This is a genomic window from Streptomyces sp. NPDC027189 (assembly GCF_055566975.1).
This window is the reverse complement of the sequence record NZ_JBVHRI010000008.1, coordinates 42,615-58,341: the sequence shown is the minus strand read 5'-3', so window position 1 is coordinate 58,341 and position 15,727 is coordinate 42,615. Positions and strand designations below refer to the sequence as shown.

Here is a 15,727-nt window from a genome sequence, read left to right as displayed (position 1 = left end):
GCTGAGCGGACTCACGGGCGGCGGCGCGACGTGCGGCACGGCGGCCGCGGAGGGCCTCCTTCGCCAGTCGGTGGTTCTGGGCCTCGCGGATCAGCTCTGCGGATCGGATCTGGTGAAGCTCGTACTCGAACATCTGGTACCCCTCGTGAAGAGTCGGTTTCGGCCTCGCTTGTCTGCGATGCCTCAACCTTCGTCTCCCAGGGGGGTGCGCCACATCGGGAGAGTTCCGCATCTTGCGCACGCGAAGGGCCTTAGGGCGGCCGTAAGTGAACTCGGGCCGGCCCTAAGGCCCCTCAGAGGTACGGAGATTCAGCTGGTGGAGGGCAGTCCGAGCAGGATGTCGGAGTACTTGGCGACCGCGAGGACCAGGCCGATGACGCCGAGCGAGACGCCCGCCCAGGCGACCGACTTGATCCAGGCGGCCTGCGGCTTGCCGGGGGCCCCGAAGGCGGGCCGGACCAGGACCACGACGCCGACGATCAGTGCGGCCAGGGCGAAGAGGCCGCCGACCAACGCCGTGGTCGCCCAGGCGTCGCCGTAGATCTCCTTGACCTGCTTGGCGACGCTCGCGGTCTGCGAGGTCTGCAGCTGGCCGACGAGCGTCTCGCGCGCGGCGGCCACGGTGCCTATCCAGCCGCCGGAGAGCGAGACGAGGCCGAGCGCGGCGGAGACCACGGCCGCGGCGCCCTGGCCGACTCCGGAGGCACCCTTCTCGGCCTCGGGGGCGTCGTCGCCCGCCTCGATCTCGTCCTCGGCCTCGTCCTCGGCTTCGGCCTCGGCTTCGGTGTCGGTGTCGGTGTCGGCAGGCCCGTCGGCCTTGGTGATGTCCACGGTCTTCGCAGGTCCGTCGGCCGTGGTGGCGTCCACGGGCTCCTGGTCGTTCTTCGCCTCGGTGCCGTTCTCGTCCACGGCCTCGTCAACAGTCTTGGTTCCCATGCCCCGCACCGTACGGACGCTCTCTGAGAAGTCTCTTAATGATCGTTGTGAGCGCCACGCGCGCGTTCCTCGCGCCAGTCGGGGGCGAGGACGGACCACACCTCGAGGTCGTGCCGTACGCCTCGATACGGATGGGCCTCCCGGCGCACTCCGTCCCGGGTCATGCCCAGCCGCCGCGCCACGTTCAGGCTCGGCTCGTTCCCCGAGGCGGCGACCCACTCGATCCGGTGGATACCGCGCTGCTCGACGGCGAAGTCGATGAGCACGCGCATGGCGCGGGTGACCAGTCCGCGTCCGGCGCCGGCGGGTTCCAGCCAGCAGCCGACCTCGCAGTTGCCGTTCTCCGCGTCGAAGTTCAGGAAGAGCACCCCGCCCACGAGCTTCCCGTTCAGCCACAGGCCGTGCAGGGACCCGGTGTCGGCGGCGCGCATGTCGGCGTACCTCTGGAGCTGTTCCCGCGCGGAGGCCACGTCCGTGGTCTTCGATCCGAAGGGGATGAACTGCTGGATGAACTCCCGCCCCCGGTCCAGATGCGCCAGGAACTCCTCGGCGTGCCATGGCTCCAGGGGGCGCAGTTCGGCTCCGTCGTCACCCAGAGATATCGCGTACATCCCGCTGCCGCTCCTTCGCCAGTACGTCCGCCACCTCGGCGTCCGTCGCAGCGGCCAGCCTCTCATGGGCGGCGCGGCACTCGGGCGGCTCGATGCTGATGCGCGGCAGCCGCTTGTCGAGCCAGTGGGGCAGCCACCAGTTGGCGCCGCCCAGCATGTGCATCAGGGCGGGCACCAGGAGCGTACGCAGGACGAAGGCGTCGAGGGCGACGGCGGAGGCGAGGGCGATGCCGAACATCGCGATGACGCGGTCGCCGCTGAGCACGAAGGCCAGGAAGACGGAGATCATGATGACGGCGGCGGAGTTGATCACACGGCTGGTCTCGGCGAGGCCGACCCGGACCGCGCGCCGGTTGTCGCCGGTCTCCAGCCACTCCTCGTACATCCGGCTGACCAGGAAGACCTGGTAGTCCATGGAGAGTCCGAAGAGGACCGACACCATGATCACCGGCAGGAAGGGTTCGATCGGGCCCGCGCGGCCGAGGCCGAGCAGTTCGCTGCCCCAGCCCCACTGGAAGATCGCGACGACGACTCCGAAGGCGGCCGCCACGGCGGCGATGTTCATCGCGGCGGCCTTGACGGGGATGCCGATCGAGCGGAAGGCGAGCAGCAGCAGGATGCAGCCGAGCCCGATCACGACGCCGACGAACAGCGGCAGTTTGCCGACGATCACGTCCGCGAAGTCGTCGTAACTGGCCGTCACACCACCTACATGCACATCGAGCGCGGTGTCCGCCTCGGCGCGCGGCAGGACCTCGGTGCGCAGCCGGTTGACGAGGTCGCTGGTCTTCTGGGACTGCGGGGCGGAGTCCGGGACGACGGTGAGATAGGCGGTGTCACCACCGGTGTTGTACGTCGCAGGGGTCACCGACGCGACGCCCTTGGTCGCCCGGAGCGTGGCGTCCAGGTTGTCGAGCGCGAGCTTGTCCTCGGCACCGCGGACCTTCGTGACGAGGGTGAAGGGCCCGTTCACGCCCGGTCCGAATCCCTCCCCGATCAGGTCGTACGCCTGTCGCGTGGTCGCCGACCTCGGGTCGTTGCCCTGATCGGAGGTGCCCAGGTGGAGCGAGAGCGTGGGCAGGGCGAGCAGCGCCATGACGACGACGGCGACAGCGCCGAGCAGCTTCGGGTGCCGTTCCACCAAGGCGGACCAGCGGGCGGCGAACCCGGTCGGGAGTTCCGGTTCGGGCCCGTGCTCGTAGAGCCTGCGCCGCTCGCGGCGGCTCAACGCGCGTGGACCGATGAAGGAGAGCAGCGCCGGCAGCAGAGTCACGGAGGCCGCGACGGTGAGGATGACCGTCAAGGAGGCGGCGATCGCCACGCCGTTGAGGAAGCCGAGCCGCAGGATGAGCATGCCGAGCAGGGCGATGCAGACGGTGGCGCCCGCGAAGACGACGGCCCGCCCTGTGGTGGCGACGGCGTTCCGCGCGGCCTCGGCGACCGGGAGCCCGCGTTTCAGCCCCCGCCGGTGCCGGGTCACGATGAACAGCGCGTAGTCGATGCCGACGCCGAGCCCGATCAGCATGCCGAGCATGGGGGCGAAGTCGGCGACGGTCATGGCGTGTCCGAGGAGCACGATTCCGGCGTACGCGGTGCCGACCCCGACCAGGGCGGTGGCGATGGGCAGCAGAGAGGCGGCGAGCGAGCCGAAGGCGAGGAAGAGGACCACAGCGGCGACGACCACGCCGACGATCTCGGCGAGATGCCCGCCCGACGACTCGGTGAGCCCAATGGCGCTGCCGCCGAGCTCGACTTGGAGCCCCTTGGTCTCGGCGGCCTTCGCGGTGTCGACGACGGCCCGGGCCTCGCCCTTGTCGATGTTCTCGGCCTGGGCGCGGAAGGTGACGGCGGCGTAGGCCGTGCGTCCGTCGGCGCTGATCTGGCCCGCGCCCCGGCCCTCGTAGGGGCTGACGACGGCGGCCACGCCGGGCAGCCCCGCGATCCGGTCCAGGGTGCGGGTCATCGTCTGTTCGACGTCGGTGGAGCGCACGCTGCCTGGTGTGGTGCGCCAGACGACGGTGTCGCTGTCGCCGCCGAGGCCCGGGAAGCCGTCCCGCAGGAGCTGGGTGGCGCGGCCCGACTCGGTGCCGGGTGCTTCGTAGTCGTTCGAGTACGCGGAGCCCGTGACGGCCGCGGCGGCGGTGATGCCACCGAAGGCGACAAGCCAGAGCAGTACGGCGACGAGGCGGTGCTGGACACACCAACGCGCGAGGGCTGCCACGGACCAGCTCCCTGAGTGATTTGTGGATCTTTATCGGGAACTGCCCGCAAAGAACGCATGACTTATATGCCATCACTCTTTCAGCCGGAAGTGATCGTTTGCCTCATTCATGGGTTTACTCGCAGGAGTGCGGCCCAACTCACAGGACATTCCCGTGAACTCTGTCGCCCCGCGAGGCAACGCTCAGTCGAACTGGTCACCCACCGCCATGATCATTACTCCGGCGACCATGAGCCATAGGGCCCGCCGAGTGCGCCCCCGGGCCCCCAGCACGGAGGCGATGGCGCACACGGCGGCGCCCGAGGCGTAGGACACGGGTATGAGCGCGGTCGCGGAACCGGTGGAGCGCAGTGCCGACGCCGTGAGGCCGGCGAGGGTCAGCAGGGCTCCGGTTCCGGCCGCCGTCCAACGGGCCCGCCGCGCCTCGCGCGCCGGATCCTCGAAGTCGTGCGTGTCGGAGTCAGTGCTTCCACTCATGGCGGGGCAGCGTAGCGCGCACACCTGTGCGGGTGTTGACGTGCCTAGGGGGATGCATCGGAACCGATGCATCCCCCTAGGGAGTTGGAAAACCTGGAACTCAGCCCTCGCTGCCGCCCAGCTTCTCCAGGATGAGCTCCTTCACGCGGGCCGCGTCGGCCTGGCCGCGGGTGGCCTTCATGACCGCGCCGACCAGGGCGCCGGCCGCGGCGACCTTGCCGCCGCGGATCTTCTCCGCGACGCCGGGGTTGCCGGCGATGGCCTCGTCGACGGCGGCGGTCAGCGCGCCCTCGTCCGAGACGACCTTCAGACCGCGCTTCTCGACGACCTCGTCCGGGGTGCCCTCGCCGGCGAGCACGCCCTCGATGACCTGCCGGGCGAGCTTGTCGTTCAGGTCTCCGGAGGAGACGAGCTCCGTCACCCGGGCGACCTGCGCCGGAGTGATGGGCAGGTCCTCCAGGGCCTTGCCCGACTCGTTGGCGCTGCGGGCCAGTTCGCCCATCCACCACTTGCGGGCGGAGGTGGCGTCGGCACCGGCCTCGATCGTGGCGACGATCGGGTCGATGGCACCGGCGTTGAGGATCGACTGCATGTCGTGCGCCGAGACACCCCACTCCTCACGGAGGCGGTTGCGACGCGCGAGCGGCTGCTCCGGCAGACCCGCGCGCAGCTCCTCGACCCACTCGCGGGCGGGCGCCACCGGCACCAGGTCGGGCTCCGGGAAGTACCGGTAGTCCTCCGCCTCCTCCTTCACGCGGCCCGAGGTCGTGGACCCGGTGTCCTCGTGGAAGTGGCGGGTCTCCTGGATGATCGTGCCGCCGGAGCTCAGCACCGCGGCGTGCCGCTGGATCTCGTAGCGGGCGGCACGCTCCACGGAGCGCAGGGAGTTGACGTTCTTCGTCTCGGAGCGGGTACCGAACTTCTCGGTGCCGTTGGGGCGCAGCGACAGGTTCACGTCGCAGCGCATCTGCCCCATCTCCATGCGGGCTTCCGACACTCCGAGCGCCTTGATGAGCTCGCGCAGCTCGGCGACGTACGCCCTGGCGACCTCGGGAGCGCGCTCGCCGGCACCCTCGATCGGCTTGGTGACGATCTCGATGAGCGGGATGCCTGCGCGGTTGTAGTCGAGCAGGGAGTGCAAGGCGCCGTGGATGCGGCCGGTGGCACCGCCGACGTGGGTCGACTTGCCGGTGTCCTCCTCCATGTGGGCGCGCTCGATCTGCACGCGGAAGACCTCGCCGTCCTCCAGCTGCACGTCGAGGTAGCCGTTGAAGGCGATCGGCTCGTCGTACTGGGAGGTCTGGAAGTTCTTCGGCATGTCCGGATAGAAGTAGTTCTTCCGGGCGAAGCGGCACCACTCGGCGATCTCGCAGTGCAGCGCGAGACCGATCTTGATGGCGGACTCGACGCCGGTCGCGTTGACGACCGGGAGCGAGCCGGGCATGCCGAGGCAGGTCGGGCAGGTCTGCGAGTTGGGCTCGGCGCCCAGCTCGGTCGAACAGCCGCAGAACATCTTGGTCCTGGTGCCGAGTTCGACATGGACTTCGAGGCCCATGACGGGGTCGTACGACGCCAGCGCGTCCTCGTACGGCACCAGGTCGGTCGTGGTGGTCACGGTGAAAACTTCCCTCTCAGCCCAGCAGGACGTCGTCGTCGCCCAGGCGCTTGAGCTCCCGGTAGAGGATGGCGAGGCCGGTGACGATGGCGGCGGCGGACACGGCCGCGTCGATCAGGCGCAGCGTGTCGTGCTCGGAGCGGGCCTTCTTGGCCTGCTTGGCGACGCTGACGGCACCGAACGCGGTGGTCGCGATGGACAGGTACGTACCGGACTTGGACTTCTTGAAGCCCTTGGCCTTGGACAGTGCCTTACTCACAACGACGGAGCCTCCTCGAGCAGCGGGTGGCCCCACTTTTCCACGAAGGCGGCCTCGACGGCGGCGCCGACCTTGTACAGACGGTCGTCCTTCATCGCGGGGGCGATGATCTGCAGACCGACCGGGAGGTTGTCCTCCGGCGCGAGACCGCAGGGCAGCGACATGGCGGAGTTGCCGGCCAGGTTGGTCGGGATGGTGCACAGGTCCGCGAGGTACATCGCCATCGGGTCGTCGGCGCGCTCGCCGATCGGGAAGGCAGTGGTGGGGGTGGTCGGGGAGACGATCACATCCACCTGCTCGAACGACTTCTCGAAGTCGCGCGTGATGAGCGTACGGACCTTCTGCGCGGAGCCGTAGTACGCGTCGTAGTAGCCGGAGCTGAGCGCGTACGTGCCGAGCATGATGCGGCGCTTGACCTCGTCGCCGAAGCCCGCCTCACGGGTGAGGGAGGTGACGTCCTCGGCGGAGCGGGTGCCGTCGTCGCCGACGCGAAGGCCGTAGCGCAGGCCGTCGAAGCGCGCGAGGTTGCTCGAACACTCGGACGGGGCGATCAGGTAGTACGCCGACAGCGCGAGGTCGAAGGACGGGCAGTCCAGCTCGACGATCTCGGCACCCAGCTCCTTGAGCACGGCGACGGCCTCGTCGAAGCGCTGCACGACACCGGCCTGGTAGCCCTCGCCGCGGAACTGCTTGACGACCCCGACGCGCATGCCGGCGACGGAGCCGTTGCGCGCCGCTTCCACGACCGGCGGGACGGGCGCGTCGATGGACGTGGAGTCCATCGGGTCGTGCCCGGCGATGACCTCGTGCAGAAGCGCCGCGTCCAGGACCGTACGGGCGCACGGCCCGCCCTGGTCGAGGGAGCTGGAGAACGCCACCATGCCGTAACGGGAGACGGCCCCGTACGTCGGCTTGACGCCGACCGTGCCGGTGACGGCCGCGGGCTGGCGGATGGAGCCGCCGGTGTCGGTGCCGATCGCGAGGGGCGACTGGAAAGAGGCGAGAGCGGCGGAGGAGCCACCGCCGGAGCCACCGGGGATGCGGGTGAGGTCCCAGGGGTTGCCCGTGGGCCCGTACGCGCTGTTCTCGGTGGAGGAGCCCATGGCGAACTCGTCCATGTTGGTCTTGCCGAGGATGACGACGTCGGCGGCCTTCAGCCTCTTGGTGAGGGTCGCGTCGTACGGCGGAATCCAGCCCTCGAGGATCTTCGACCCGACGGTGGTCGGGATGCCCTCGGTGGTGAAGATGTCCTTGAGCGCGAGCGGCACACCGGCGAGCGGCCCGAGCTTCTCGCCCGCCGCACGCTTCGCGTCGACGGCGCGGGCCTGGGCGAGCGCCCCTTCCCGGTCGACGTGCAGGAAGGCGTGCACCTTCTCGTCGACGGCCTCGATACGGGCGAGGTGGGCCTCGGTGACCTCGACGGCGGTGAGCTCGCCCGCCGCGATCTTGGCGGCGATCTCCGCCGCCGTCAGCTTGATGATGTCCGTCATGTGATTAGTCCTCCCCCAGGATCTGCGGCACCTTGAAACGCTGCTGCTCCTGGGCCGGGGCGCCGGAGAGCGCCTGCTCGGGGGTGAGCGACGGACGGACCTCGTCCGCACGCATGACGTTCGTCAGCGGCAGCGGATGGGAGGTCGGCGGTACGTCTTGGTCGGCGACCTCGCTGACGCGGGCGACCGCGCCGATGATGTCGTCGAGCTGGCCTGCGAAGTGGTCGAGCTCTTCGCCCTTCAGCTCCAGACGCGCCAGCCGTGCGAGGTGGGCGACCTCCTCGCGCGTGATGCCAGGCATGCAGCGATCCTCTGGGGTGAGTGTGTGTGGTTTGGGCCCAATCCTATGGCGCCGGTACGGATGCCCGCGCACGGGTTTCTTCCGGGGCTCGCCCACCCGCGCACCGACCGTGCCGGTTACCCGACAAGTGGACCTCTCCTGTGGGGGTTCCTCACCGTCGGCGCCCGCCCGTCCGTCCGTGGCTCCCGACGGCCCCGACGTTCTTCATCTGCGGGCCGACTGTGGCTGGTCGCGCAGTTCCCCGCGCACCTGAAGGGGCGCTGGGAACCTGCCCGCTACGGGTGGCCGAAGGTGGTGGTGATCCCCCACGGGAGAGGTCCACTGCGCGGGTAACAGTGACGGGCGGTGCGCGGGTGGGAGACGAAGGCGAAACGCCCACGCACCCGCACCCGCACCCGCACCCGACAGCGAACCGTCGGGCCTACTCGGCGGCCGGCAAGGCCGCCCGCGGCCGCTGCCACCCCCGCGAGCCCCGGGCGCGGAGCCACGCCGTGGCCTCATCGGCGGGCATCGCGGCGGCGACCAGCCACCCCTGCACCGCGTCACAGCCGAGGTCCCGCAACCGCTCCCACGTCTCGTCGTCCTCGACGCCCTCGGCGACGACGAGCAGCCCGAGCGAGTGCGCGAGGTCGACCGTGCAGCGCACGATCTCCGCGTCCTCCGTGTCCACGGCGAGCCGTGCGACGAACGAGCGGTCGATCTTCAGCTCGCTGACCGGCAGCCGGCGCAGATGAACGAGCGAGGAGTACCCCGTACCGAAGTCGTCCAGCGACATCTTCACGCCGTGCCCGGTCAGCCCGGCCAGGGTGTCCGCGGCCCGCTGCGGGTCCTCCAGGAGTACGTGTTCCGTTATCTCCAGCTGCAGGGCCCCCGGGGGGACCCCGTGCCGGGCGAGCCGCGCGGCGACCGCGCCGGCGAACCCGGGGGTGTGCACATCGCGTGGCGACACGTTCACCGCGACCGGCACGTTCAGGCCCTGCGCCCGCCAGCGCGCGACCTGTCCGAGCGCCGTCTCCAGCACGTACTCGGTGAGGTGGGGCATCAGCCCGGACGACTCGGCGATGGCGATGAACTCGTCCGGCGGCACCTTCCCGCGCTCGGGATGCACCCAGCGGACCAGCGCCTCGAGGCCGGCCACCTGCCCGTCGAAGCGGACCTTCGGCTGATAGTGCAGTTCGACGTCACCGGCGTCGAGGGCCCGGCGCAGATCACCGAGCAGACCGAGCCGGTCGGGGGTGTTGGAGTCCCGCTTGGACTCGTACACCTCCACCCCCGTACGGTCCCGCTTCGCTTGGTACATCGCCACGTCCGCCCGCCGCAGCAGCCCCTCCGCGTCGAGCGCGTGGTCGGGGAAGACGGCGAGCCCGGCGCTGGCCTCCAGCACGAGGGTGAGTCCGTCGAGGTCGAGCGGCGAGCCGAGTGCGGCGACGAGGCCCCGGGCGACCCGAGTGGCCGACGTGGTGGAGTCGGCGACCGGCAGTAACACGGCGAACTCGTCGCCGCCGAGCCGCGCGGCCTCCGCCCCGCGCGGCAGCGCCAGCCGCAGCCGGTCGGCTATTTGGAGGAGCAGCCGGTCGCCGGCGAGATGCCCCAGCGTGTCATTCACGGAACGGAAACGGTCGAGGTCGATCAACATCAGGGCGGAACGCGCACCAATGCGCTCGGCATCGTCCAGGGCCGTCCACGTGCGTTCGAGCAGCCACTGCCGGTTGGGCAGCCCGGTCAGCGGGTCGCGCAGCTGCTCCTCCGCCCGGGCGCGGGCGATCCACAGCGTGGAGTCGAGGGCGATCAGGGGTATCGAGAACAGCGGCAGCAGGATCGGCAGCGCGATGGCGACCACGCAGATCAGTGGCGCGATCCCGAGCAGCGCGACCGCGACGAGCCCCTGTCTGACCAGCGCCGTACGGGCGACGGTGGGCAGACCGCCGGTGCGCGGCGCGTGCAGGTACCAGAGCAGGGTGCGGGTCACCGCGAGATACGCGGCCGCGACCAGCGCCACCTCGGGAGCGGCGGCGAACGTCCAGTTCTCCGGGTTCCAGGGCGTCTCGACGGACGGGAACCGCCCGCACGCGGCCAGGACCAGCGCTCCGGCGCCGATGCCGAGGATGTCGACCGCGCCGTGCAGCACGCCTTGACGCCAGCGGTTGCGGCGCGCGACGCCGACCAGGACGACGACGGTCAGGCTGACCATTCCGGCCGGCACCCAGCCGTACAGCAGCAGGACCGCGAGAGTGAGCGCCGCGCCGGAGCCGGTGCCGCCCCACCAGCGGGCCCGGCCGAGGGCGACCAGATGGCCGACGATGATGCCGGTCAGCACGGCCAGCGACCAGCCGACGGTCCCCGACGGGAAGAGCGCGTGGTCGCCGCTGAACGCCCGGTAGAAGCCGGCGCCCAGGACGAACCCGGCCGCCGCGACGACCGCCGCGGGCAGCACGGGCCAGGACACGTGCCGTTCGGAATCGTGACCGGGCAGGCCGGTGCCGCGCTCGGCGGTGAGCCTGCCGACGCCGGGAGCGGTGGGTGCCGTGAGGGAGTCGGAGTCTCGGCCGTCCGTGCCGACGTGCTCCGAAGGCCGCCCCGTTCGAAGTCCGGCCATCCATGCGCCGGTCATCCGGCGCAGGCGCAGCCGTGAGTCGGGGGCGGCGCTCTCGGTCGGTTCCATTCCCGTCCCTCTCACAGCCGGCGGTGCCCACGCCACTCGGTCCGTTGACGGCGACAACTGCCAACGGCGCCGCGTCTGAAAACCCTTCCCCAGGCTCTCGAAGAGCAGGGGATGCCCCAACCGCAGCTGGGCACGGCAGGCGCACACCTCAACAGTAGGCCGCAGAAGGCTTCCACGGGCACCGGTCGTCGACGGTTGCCCGAATGCGACCCGGCCACCCGTATGCATCTGATATGCGCCGAACGGGTGGCCTTCAACCGCTACTCCTCGATCGAAAGCGCGACTTCCGCCGCTGCGTCCGGCCCTTGTTCGAGCAGGACGGCGAAGCCCTCCTCGTTCAGAACCGGAACCTTCAACTGCATTGCCTTGTCGTACTTCGAACCAGGATTTTCGCCCACCACGACGAATGATGTCTTCTTCGAGACAGAACCGGTCACTTTCGCTCCTCGGCTCTGCAGAGCCTCTTTCGCGCCGTCCCGCGTGTGGTGTTCGAGCGTGCCGGTGACGACGACGGTGAGCCCTTCGAGCGGGCGCGGCCCCTCGTCCTCGCCGGCACCCTCCTCCTCCATCCGCACCCCGGCGGCCCGCCACTTGCGGAGGATCTCGCGGTGCCAGTCCTCGGCGAACCACTCCTTGAGCGAGGCGGCGATGATCGGCCCCACGCCCTCGGTGGTGGCGAGCTCCTCCTCGGTGGCCTGCTCGATCCGGTCGATGGAGCGGAACTCGCGCGCCAGCGCCTCGGCCGCGACCGGCCCGACATGACGGATCGACAGACCCGTAAGGATGCGGGCGAGCGGACGGTCCTTGGCGGCCGCGATGTTGTCCAGCATCGCGATCGCGTTCTTCTTGGGCTCGCCCTGCTGATTGGCGAAGACCGTGGCGATCTTCTCCTCGCCGGTCTTCGGGTCGCGCTTGGGCAGACCGCTGTCCTGGTCGAGGACGTAAGCCCTGATGGGCAGCAGCTGCTCGATGGTGAGGTCGAAGAGGTCGCCCTCGTCCACCAGCGGCGGCTCGGCCGGCTCCAGCGGTTTGGTGAGGGCCGCCGCGGCGACGTACCCGAAGTGCTCGATGTCCAGCGCCTTGCGGCCCGCGAGGTAGAAGAGCCGCTCGCGCAACTGGGCCGGGCACGTACGCGCGTTCGGGCAGCGCAGGTCGACGTCGCCCTCCTTCATGGGCCGCAGCGCCGTACCGCACTCGGGGCACTCGGCCGGCATCACGAACTCCCGCTCGCTGCCGTCGCGCAGGTCGACGACCGGGCCGAGGATCTCCGGGATGACGTCACCGGCCTTGCGCAGCACGACCGTGTCGCCGATGAGGACGCCCTTGGCCTTCACCACGTCCTGGTTGTGCAGGGTGGCGAACTCGACCTCGGAGCCCGCGACCGTGACCGGTTCGACCTGCGCGTACGGCGTGACCCGGCCCGTACGCCCCACACCGACGCGGATGTTGATCAGCTTGGTGTTGACCTCCTCGGGCGCGTACTTCCAGGCGATCGCCCAGCGCGGCGCGCGCGAGGTGGAGCCGAGCCGACCCTGGAGCGGGATCTCGTCGAGCTTGACGACCACGCCGTCGATCTCGTGCTCCACGGAGTGGCGGTTCTCCCCGTAGTACGCGATGAACTCCCGTACGCCGTCGAGGTCGTCGACCACCTTGGCGTACCGCGTGGTCGGCAGGCCCCAGGAGCGCAGCAACTCGTACGCCTCGGAGAGACGGGTGAGGCCCTCGAAACCTTCCAGGGCGCCGATGCCGTGGACGACCATGTGCAGCGGGCGGGTCGCGGTGACGCGCGGGTCCTTCTGGCGCAGCGAACCCGCCGCCGCGTTGCGCGGGTTGGCGAAGGGCTTGTCGCCGGCCTCCACCAGGCGGGCGTTGAGCTCCTCGAACTTCTCCATCGGGAAGTAGACCTCGCCGCGGATCTCCACGAGGTCCGGGACTCGGTCACCTTTCAGGCGGTCCGGAATCTCCGCGATCGTACGGACATTGGGGGTGATGTCCTCGCCCGTACGGCCGTCGCCGCGGGTCGCCGCGCGGGTGAGGCGGCCGTGCTCGTAGGTGAGGTTGACCGCGAGGCCGTCGACCTTCAGCTCGCACAGGAAGTGGTGGTCGGAGGTGCCCACTTCCTTGGCGACGCGCTCGGCCCAGGCGGCCAGCTCCAGGTCGCTGAAGGCGTTGTCGAGGGAGAGCATGCGCGAGCGGTGCTGGACGGCGGTGAACTCCGTCTCGTACGCCCCCGCGACCTTCTGGGTCGGCGAGTCGGGGGTGCGCAGCTCGGGGTACGCCTCCTCCAGCGCCTCCAGGGAACGCAGGAGCTTGTCGAACTCCGCGTCGCTGACGACCGGGGCGTCCTTCACGTAGTACCGGAAGCGGTGCTCCTCGATCTGCTCAGCGAGCTGCGCGTGCTTCTCCCGTGCCTCGGCGGGCACCGTCGTCTCCGCTTGCTTGTCGCCGGCCACCGTGTTGTCCTCCCGTTACTCTGGGTTGTCCGCGAGGGATCTCGCCGCCCGGACGCAGTGGGCGAGTGCCTTGCGGGCGAAGTCGGGGGAAGCTCCCGCGAGCCCGCACGACGGAGTGACCGTGACCGCCTCCGCGAGAAGTCCCGGATGCAGCCCCAGCCTGCGCCACAGCGTTCTGACACCCATGACGCTACCGGCAGGGTCCGACAACGGGCCGTCCACGCTGGGGACGACACCGGTGAAGAGCCGCGTACCGCCTTCCACGGCCTCACCGATCGCATCGTCGTCACGCTCGGTGAGGAGTGCGAAGTCGAAGGAGATCGCCGCCGCGCCCGTCCGGCGCAGGAGGGCGAACGGCACGTCCGGTGCGCATGAGTGGACCACGACCGGGCCGCCTCCGTGAACCCCGATGACGTCCCGCAGCGTGGCCTCGACGACCTGGCGGTCCGCGGCCCGGTGGGTCCGGTAGCCGCTGGCGGTCTTGACCTGCCCGCGCAACACGGCGATGAGCGACGGCTCGTCGAGCTGGAGGACGATCCGGGCAGCGGGGACGCGCCGCCGCACCTCGTCGAGGTGGAGCCTCAGCCCCTCGGCGAGCGACCCGGCGAGGTCCCGGCACGCACCCGCGTCGGAGAGGGCCACCTCGCCGTTCTTCAACTCCAGCGCGGCGGCGAGCGTCCAGGGGCCGACGGCCTGCACCTTCAGCGGGCCCTCGTACCCCTGCGTGAACTCCTCCAGGGCGTCGAGGTCCTCCCCCAGCCACGACCTGGCCCGCTTGGTGTCCCGCCCGGGCCGGTCCCCGATCCGCCAGCCGCTGGGCTCCACGCGCGCGTACAGCTCGACCAGCATCCCGGCGGTCCGCCCGATCATGTCCGCGCCGGGCCCGCGGGCGGGCAGCTCGGGCAGATACGGGAAGTCCTCGAAGGACCCCGTGACCGTCTTGGCGGCCTCCCGGGCATCCCCGCCCGGCATGGACCCGACCCCGGTCGCCGGACCGAACCTGAACTCGCTGTTTTCGCTCACCCCGGAAGCCTACGGAATGCTTCCCGTGAGGTCAGCGCCCCGGTCGTACCGTCAGGTCGTTGACCTCCGCGTCGCGCGGCAGGTCGATGGCCATCAGGATCGTGGTCGCCACGGACTCCGGGTCGATCCACTTCGAGGCGTCGTACGGCTTGCCCTCCTGCTGGTGGACCTTGGCCTGCATGGGGCTTGCCGTGCGGCCGGGGTAGACGGAGGTGACGCGGACGCCGTTCGCGTGTTCCTCGTGGCGGAGGGAGTCCGCGAGGGCCCTCAGGCCGTGCTTGGAGGCGGCGTACGCGGACCAGTCGGCGTGGGCGTTGAGGCCGGCGCCGGAGTTCACGAAGACCACGTGGCCGTGAGCGACCCGGAGTTGGGGCAGGAAGTGGCGGGTCAGCTCGGCGGGGGCGATCAGATTGACGTTGAGCTGGTGGCGCCAGGACTTCGGGGTCAGCTCGCCGACCGGGCCCAGGTCGACCACTCCCGCGATGTGCAGAAGGGAGTCGATGCGGTCCGGGAGCGTCTGGTGCGAGAACGCCCAGGAGAGCCTGTCCGGGTCCGCAAGGTCGCCCACCAGGGTCTTCGCCCCGGGATACTCGGCCGACAGCTCCTTGGCGCGGCCGGCGTCGCGCGCGTGCAGCACGAGTTCGTCCCCGCGCGCGTGGAGGCGGCGGGCGACGGCCGCGCCGATGCCGGAACCCGCCCCGGTGATCACATGTGTAGCCATGCCCGCCATGCTCGCATCACTGGGTGCCGTGACTCTCCTCCAGGTAGGCCAGCGCGCCCACCGGCTCCTCGGCGAAGAAGACCAGGTCGGTGAGGGGCCTGGGCAGGAAACCCTCGTCCTCCATGCGCCGGAACTGCTGCTTCAGGCCGTCGTAGAAGCCCTCCGTGTTGAGCAGCACGACCGGCTTCTCCGTCTTCCCGTGCTTCTTCAGCTCCAGGATCTCGGTCGCCTCGTCCAGCGTCCCGGTGCCACCCACCATGATCACGACGGCGTCGGCCTTCGCCAGGAGCAGCGCCTTTCGCTCGGCCAGGTCACGTGCGATGACCATCTCGTCGGCGCCCGTGCGGGCCTTGGCCGCCAGGAAGTCCACGGAGACGCCCAGCAGCCGCCCGCCCGTCTCCTGCACACCGTCGGCGACCACCTTCATCAGACCGACGTCCGAACCGCCCCACACCAGCGTGTGACCCCCCTTGCCGAGGAGTTCGGCGAACTCCCGCGCGGGACGCGTGTAACGGTCGTCGAGGTCGGCGGCGGAGAGGAAGACGCAGATATTCATGTGCCTACGGTACGAGGGAAGAACACGGGTCCCGCGTGTGCTGTCCAGGTATGGCTAACGGACACACGATCACGATCGAACAGGGCACGGAGCGCGTACGCGTCGTGCACGGCGACCAGGTCCTGGCGGAGAGCGCCCGGCCCCTGGTGCTGCGCGAGACCGGCTGCCCCGTGCGCTACTACCTCCCGCCCGAGGACGTCCGCCTGGACCTGCTGACGGCCTCCGACACCCACACGCACTGCCCCTTCAAGGGCGACGCGTCCTACTGGTCACTGCCGGACGCTCCCGACCTCGTCTGGTCCTACCCCGACCCCAAGCCGGACGTTGCCCAGATCAAGGACCACCTTTGCTTCTACGAAGTGGAAGTGTCATGACCGATTAGTTCCGTGCCCTGCGGCAGTC

Annotated in this window: 14 protein-coding genes; 1 reads left to right on the top strand and 13 read right to left on the bottom strand. The window is 70.3% G+C overall.

What is annotated here, in order from left to right:
* Positions 1–309: 309 nt before the first annotated feature.
* The 13 genes from ACZ4RZ_RS21040 to ACZ4RZ_RS20980 all read right to left on the bottom strand — a co-directional run bounded on the left by ACZ4RZ_RS21040 (position 310) and on the right by ACZ4RZ_RS20980 (position 15,325).
* Positions 310–936 (bottom strand): hypothetical protein, encoded by a 627-nt coding sequence (locus ACZ4RZ_RS21040; RefSeq protein ID WP_467746575.1) that lies wholly within the window; start codon positions 934–936, stop codon positions 310–312.
* A 35-nt stretch (positions 937–971) separates the two neighbouring features.
* Positions 972–1,547, bottom strand: a complete 576-nt coding sequence (locus ACZ4RZ_RS21035; RefSeq protein ID WP_467746573.1) for a GNAT family N-acetyltransferase — start codon at positions 1,545–1,547, stop codon at positions 972–974.
* A complete protein-coding gene (locus ACZ4RZ_RS21030; RefSeq protein ID WP_467746571.1) occupies positions 1,525–3,768 on the bottom strand; it encodes an MMPL family transporter in 2,244 nt (747 codons plus the stop codon). The genes ACZ4RZ_RS21035 and ACZ4RZ_RS21030 overlap by 23 nt, the downstream gene beginning before the upstream one ends.
* 183 nt (positions 3,769–3,951) lie before the next feature.
* Positions 3,952–4,245, bottom strand: a complete 294-nt coding sequence (locus tag ACZ4RZ_RS21025) for a hypothetical protein (protein ID WP_467746570.1) — start codon at positions 4,243–4,245, stop codon at positions 3,952–3,954.
* A gap of 100 nt (positions 4,246–4,345) precedes the next feature.
* Positions 4,346–5,860, bottom strand: coding sequence for an Asp-tRNA(Asn)/Glu-tRNA(Gln) amidotransferase subunit GatB (gene gatB, locus ACZ4RZ_RS21020; protein WP_467746568.1), 1,515 nt, complete (start codon positions 5,858–5,860; stop codon positions 4,346–4,348).
* 16 nt (positions 5,861–5,876) lie between these two features.
* Positions 5,877–6,119, bottom strand: a complete 243-nt coding sequence (locus tag ACZ4RZ_RS21015) for a hypothetical protein (protein WP_189188880.1) — start codon at positions 6,117–6,119, stop codon at positions 5,877–5,879.
* Positions 6,116–7,609: an Asp-tRNA(Asn)/Glu-tRNA(Gln) amidotransferase subunit GatA gene (gene gatA, locus ACZ4RZ_RS21010; RefSeq protein ID WP_467746566.1), complete on the bottom strand. Its 1,494-nt coding sequence runs from the start codon at positions 7,607–7,609 to the stop codon at positions 6,116–6,118. The genes ACZ4RZ_RS21015 and gatA overlap by 4 nt, the downstream gene beginning before the upstream one ends.
* A gap of 4 nt (positions 7,610–7,613) precedes the next feature.
* Positions 7,614–7,910: an Asp-tRNA(Asn)/Glu-tRNA(Gln) amidotransferase subunit GatC gene (gene gatC / locus ACZ4RZ_RS21005; protein ID WP_015036350.1), complete on the bottom strand. Its 297-nt coding sequence runs from the start codon at positions 7,908–7,910 to the stop codon at positions 7,614–7,616.
* Between the two features lie 421 nt (positions 7,911–8,331).
* The gene (locus ACZ4RZ_RS21000; protein WP_467746564.1) at positions 8,332–10,572 is read right to left on the bottom strand and encodes a putative bifunctional diguanylate cyclase/phosphodiesterase; all 2,241 of its coding nucleotides are present in this window, start codon (positions 10,570–10,572) and stop codon (positions 8,332–8,334) included.
* Positions 10,573–10,832: 260 nt separating this feature from the next.
* Entirely contained in the window at positions 10,833–13,025 is a 2,193-nt protein-coding gene (gene ligA, locus ACZ4RZ_RS20995; protein WP_467746562.1) for an NAD-dependent DNA ligase LigA, read from the bottom strand.
* 15 nt (positions 13,026–13,040) lie between these two features.
* Positions 13,041–14,048, bottom strand: coding sequence for a methionine synthase (locus ACZ4RZ_RS20990; RefSeq protein WP_467746561.1), 1,008 nt, complete (start codon positions 14,046–14,048; stop codon positions 13,041–13,043).
* Between the two features lie 31 nt (positions 14,049–14,079).
* The gene (locus ACZ4RZ_RS20985; protein ID WP_467746559.1) at positions 14,080–14,778 is read right to left on the bottom strand and encodes an SDR family oxidoreductase; all 699 of its coding nucleotides are present in this window, start codon (positions 14,776–14,778) and stop codon (positions 14,080–14,082) included.
* 7 nt (positions 14,779–14,785) lie between these two features.
* A complete protein-coding gene (locus ACZ4RZ_RS20980; RefSeq protein WP_467746558.1) occupies positions 14,786–15,325 on the bottom strand; it encodes an LOG family protein in 540 nt (179 codons plus the stop codon).
* 50 nt (positions 15,326–15,375) lie between these two features.
* On the opposite strand from ACZ4RZ_RS20980, the gene ACZ4RZ_RS20975 reads away from it, so the two are divergent.
* A complete protein-coding gene (locus ACZ4RZ_RS20975) occupies positions 15,376–15,699 on the top strand; it encodes a DUF427 domain-containing protein (protein ID WP_467746557.1) in 324 nt (107 codons plus the stop codon).
* Positions 15,700–15,727: the final 28 nt, after the last annotated feature.

What these genes read in the sequence shown, in the direction of transcription:
- ACZ4RZ_RS21000 (WP_467746564.1), bottom strand. Translation starts at nt 10,572, where the DNA reads ATGGAACCGACCGAGAGCGCCGCCCCCGACTCACGGCTGCGCCTGCGC.
- ACZ4RZ_RS20985 (WP_467746559.1), bottom strand. Translation starts at nt 14,778, where the DNA reads ATGGCGGGCATGGCTACACATGTGATCACCGGGGCGGGTTCCGGCATC.
- gatC (WP_015036350.1), bottom strand. Translation starts at nt 7,910, where the DNA reads ATGCCTGGCATCACGCGCGAGGAGGTCGCCCACCTCGCACGGCTGGCG.
- ACZ4RZ_RS21040 (WP_467746575.1), bottom strand. Translation starts at nt 936, where the DNA reads ATGGGAACCAAGACTGTTGACGAGGCCGTGGACGAGAACGGCACCGAG.
- ACZ4RZ_RS21035 (WP_467746573.1), bottom strand. Translation starts at nt 1,547, where the DNA reads ATGTACGCGATATCTCTGGGTGACGACGGAGCCGAACTGCGCCCCCTG.
- gatA (WP_467746566.1), bottom strand. Translation starts at nt 7,609, where the DNA reads ATGACGGACATCATCAAGCTGACGGCGGCGGAGATCGCCGCCAAGATC.
- ACZ4RZ_RS20975 (WP_467746557.1), top strand. Translation starts at nt 15,376, where the DNA reads ATGGCTAACGGACACACGATCACGATCGAACAGGGCACGGAGCGCGTA.
- ACZ4RZ_RS20980 (WP_467746558.1), bottom strand. Translation starts at nt 15,325, where the DNA reads ATGAATATCTGCGTCTTCCTCTCCGCCGCCGACCTCGACGACCGTTAC.
- ACZ4RZ_RS21025 (WP_467746570.1), bottom strand. Translation starts at nt 4,245, where the DNA reads ATGAGTGGAAGCACTGACTCCGACACGCACGACTTCGAGGATCCGGCG.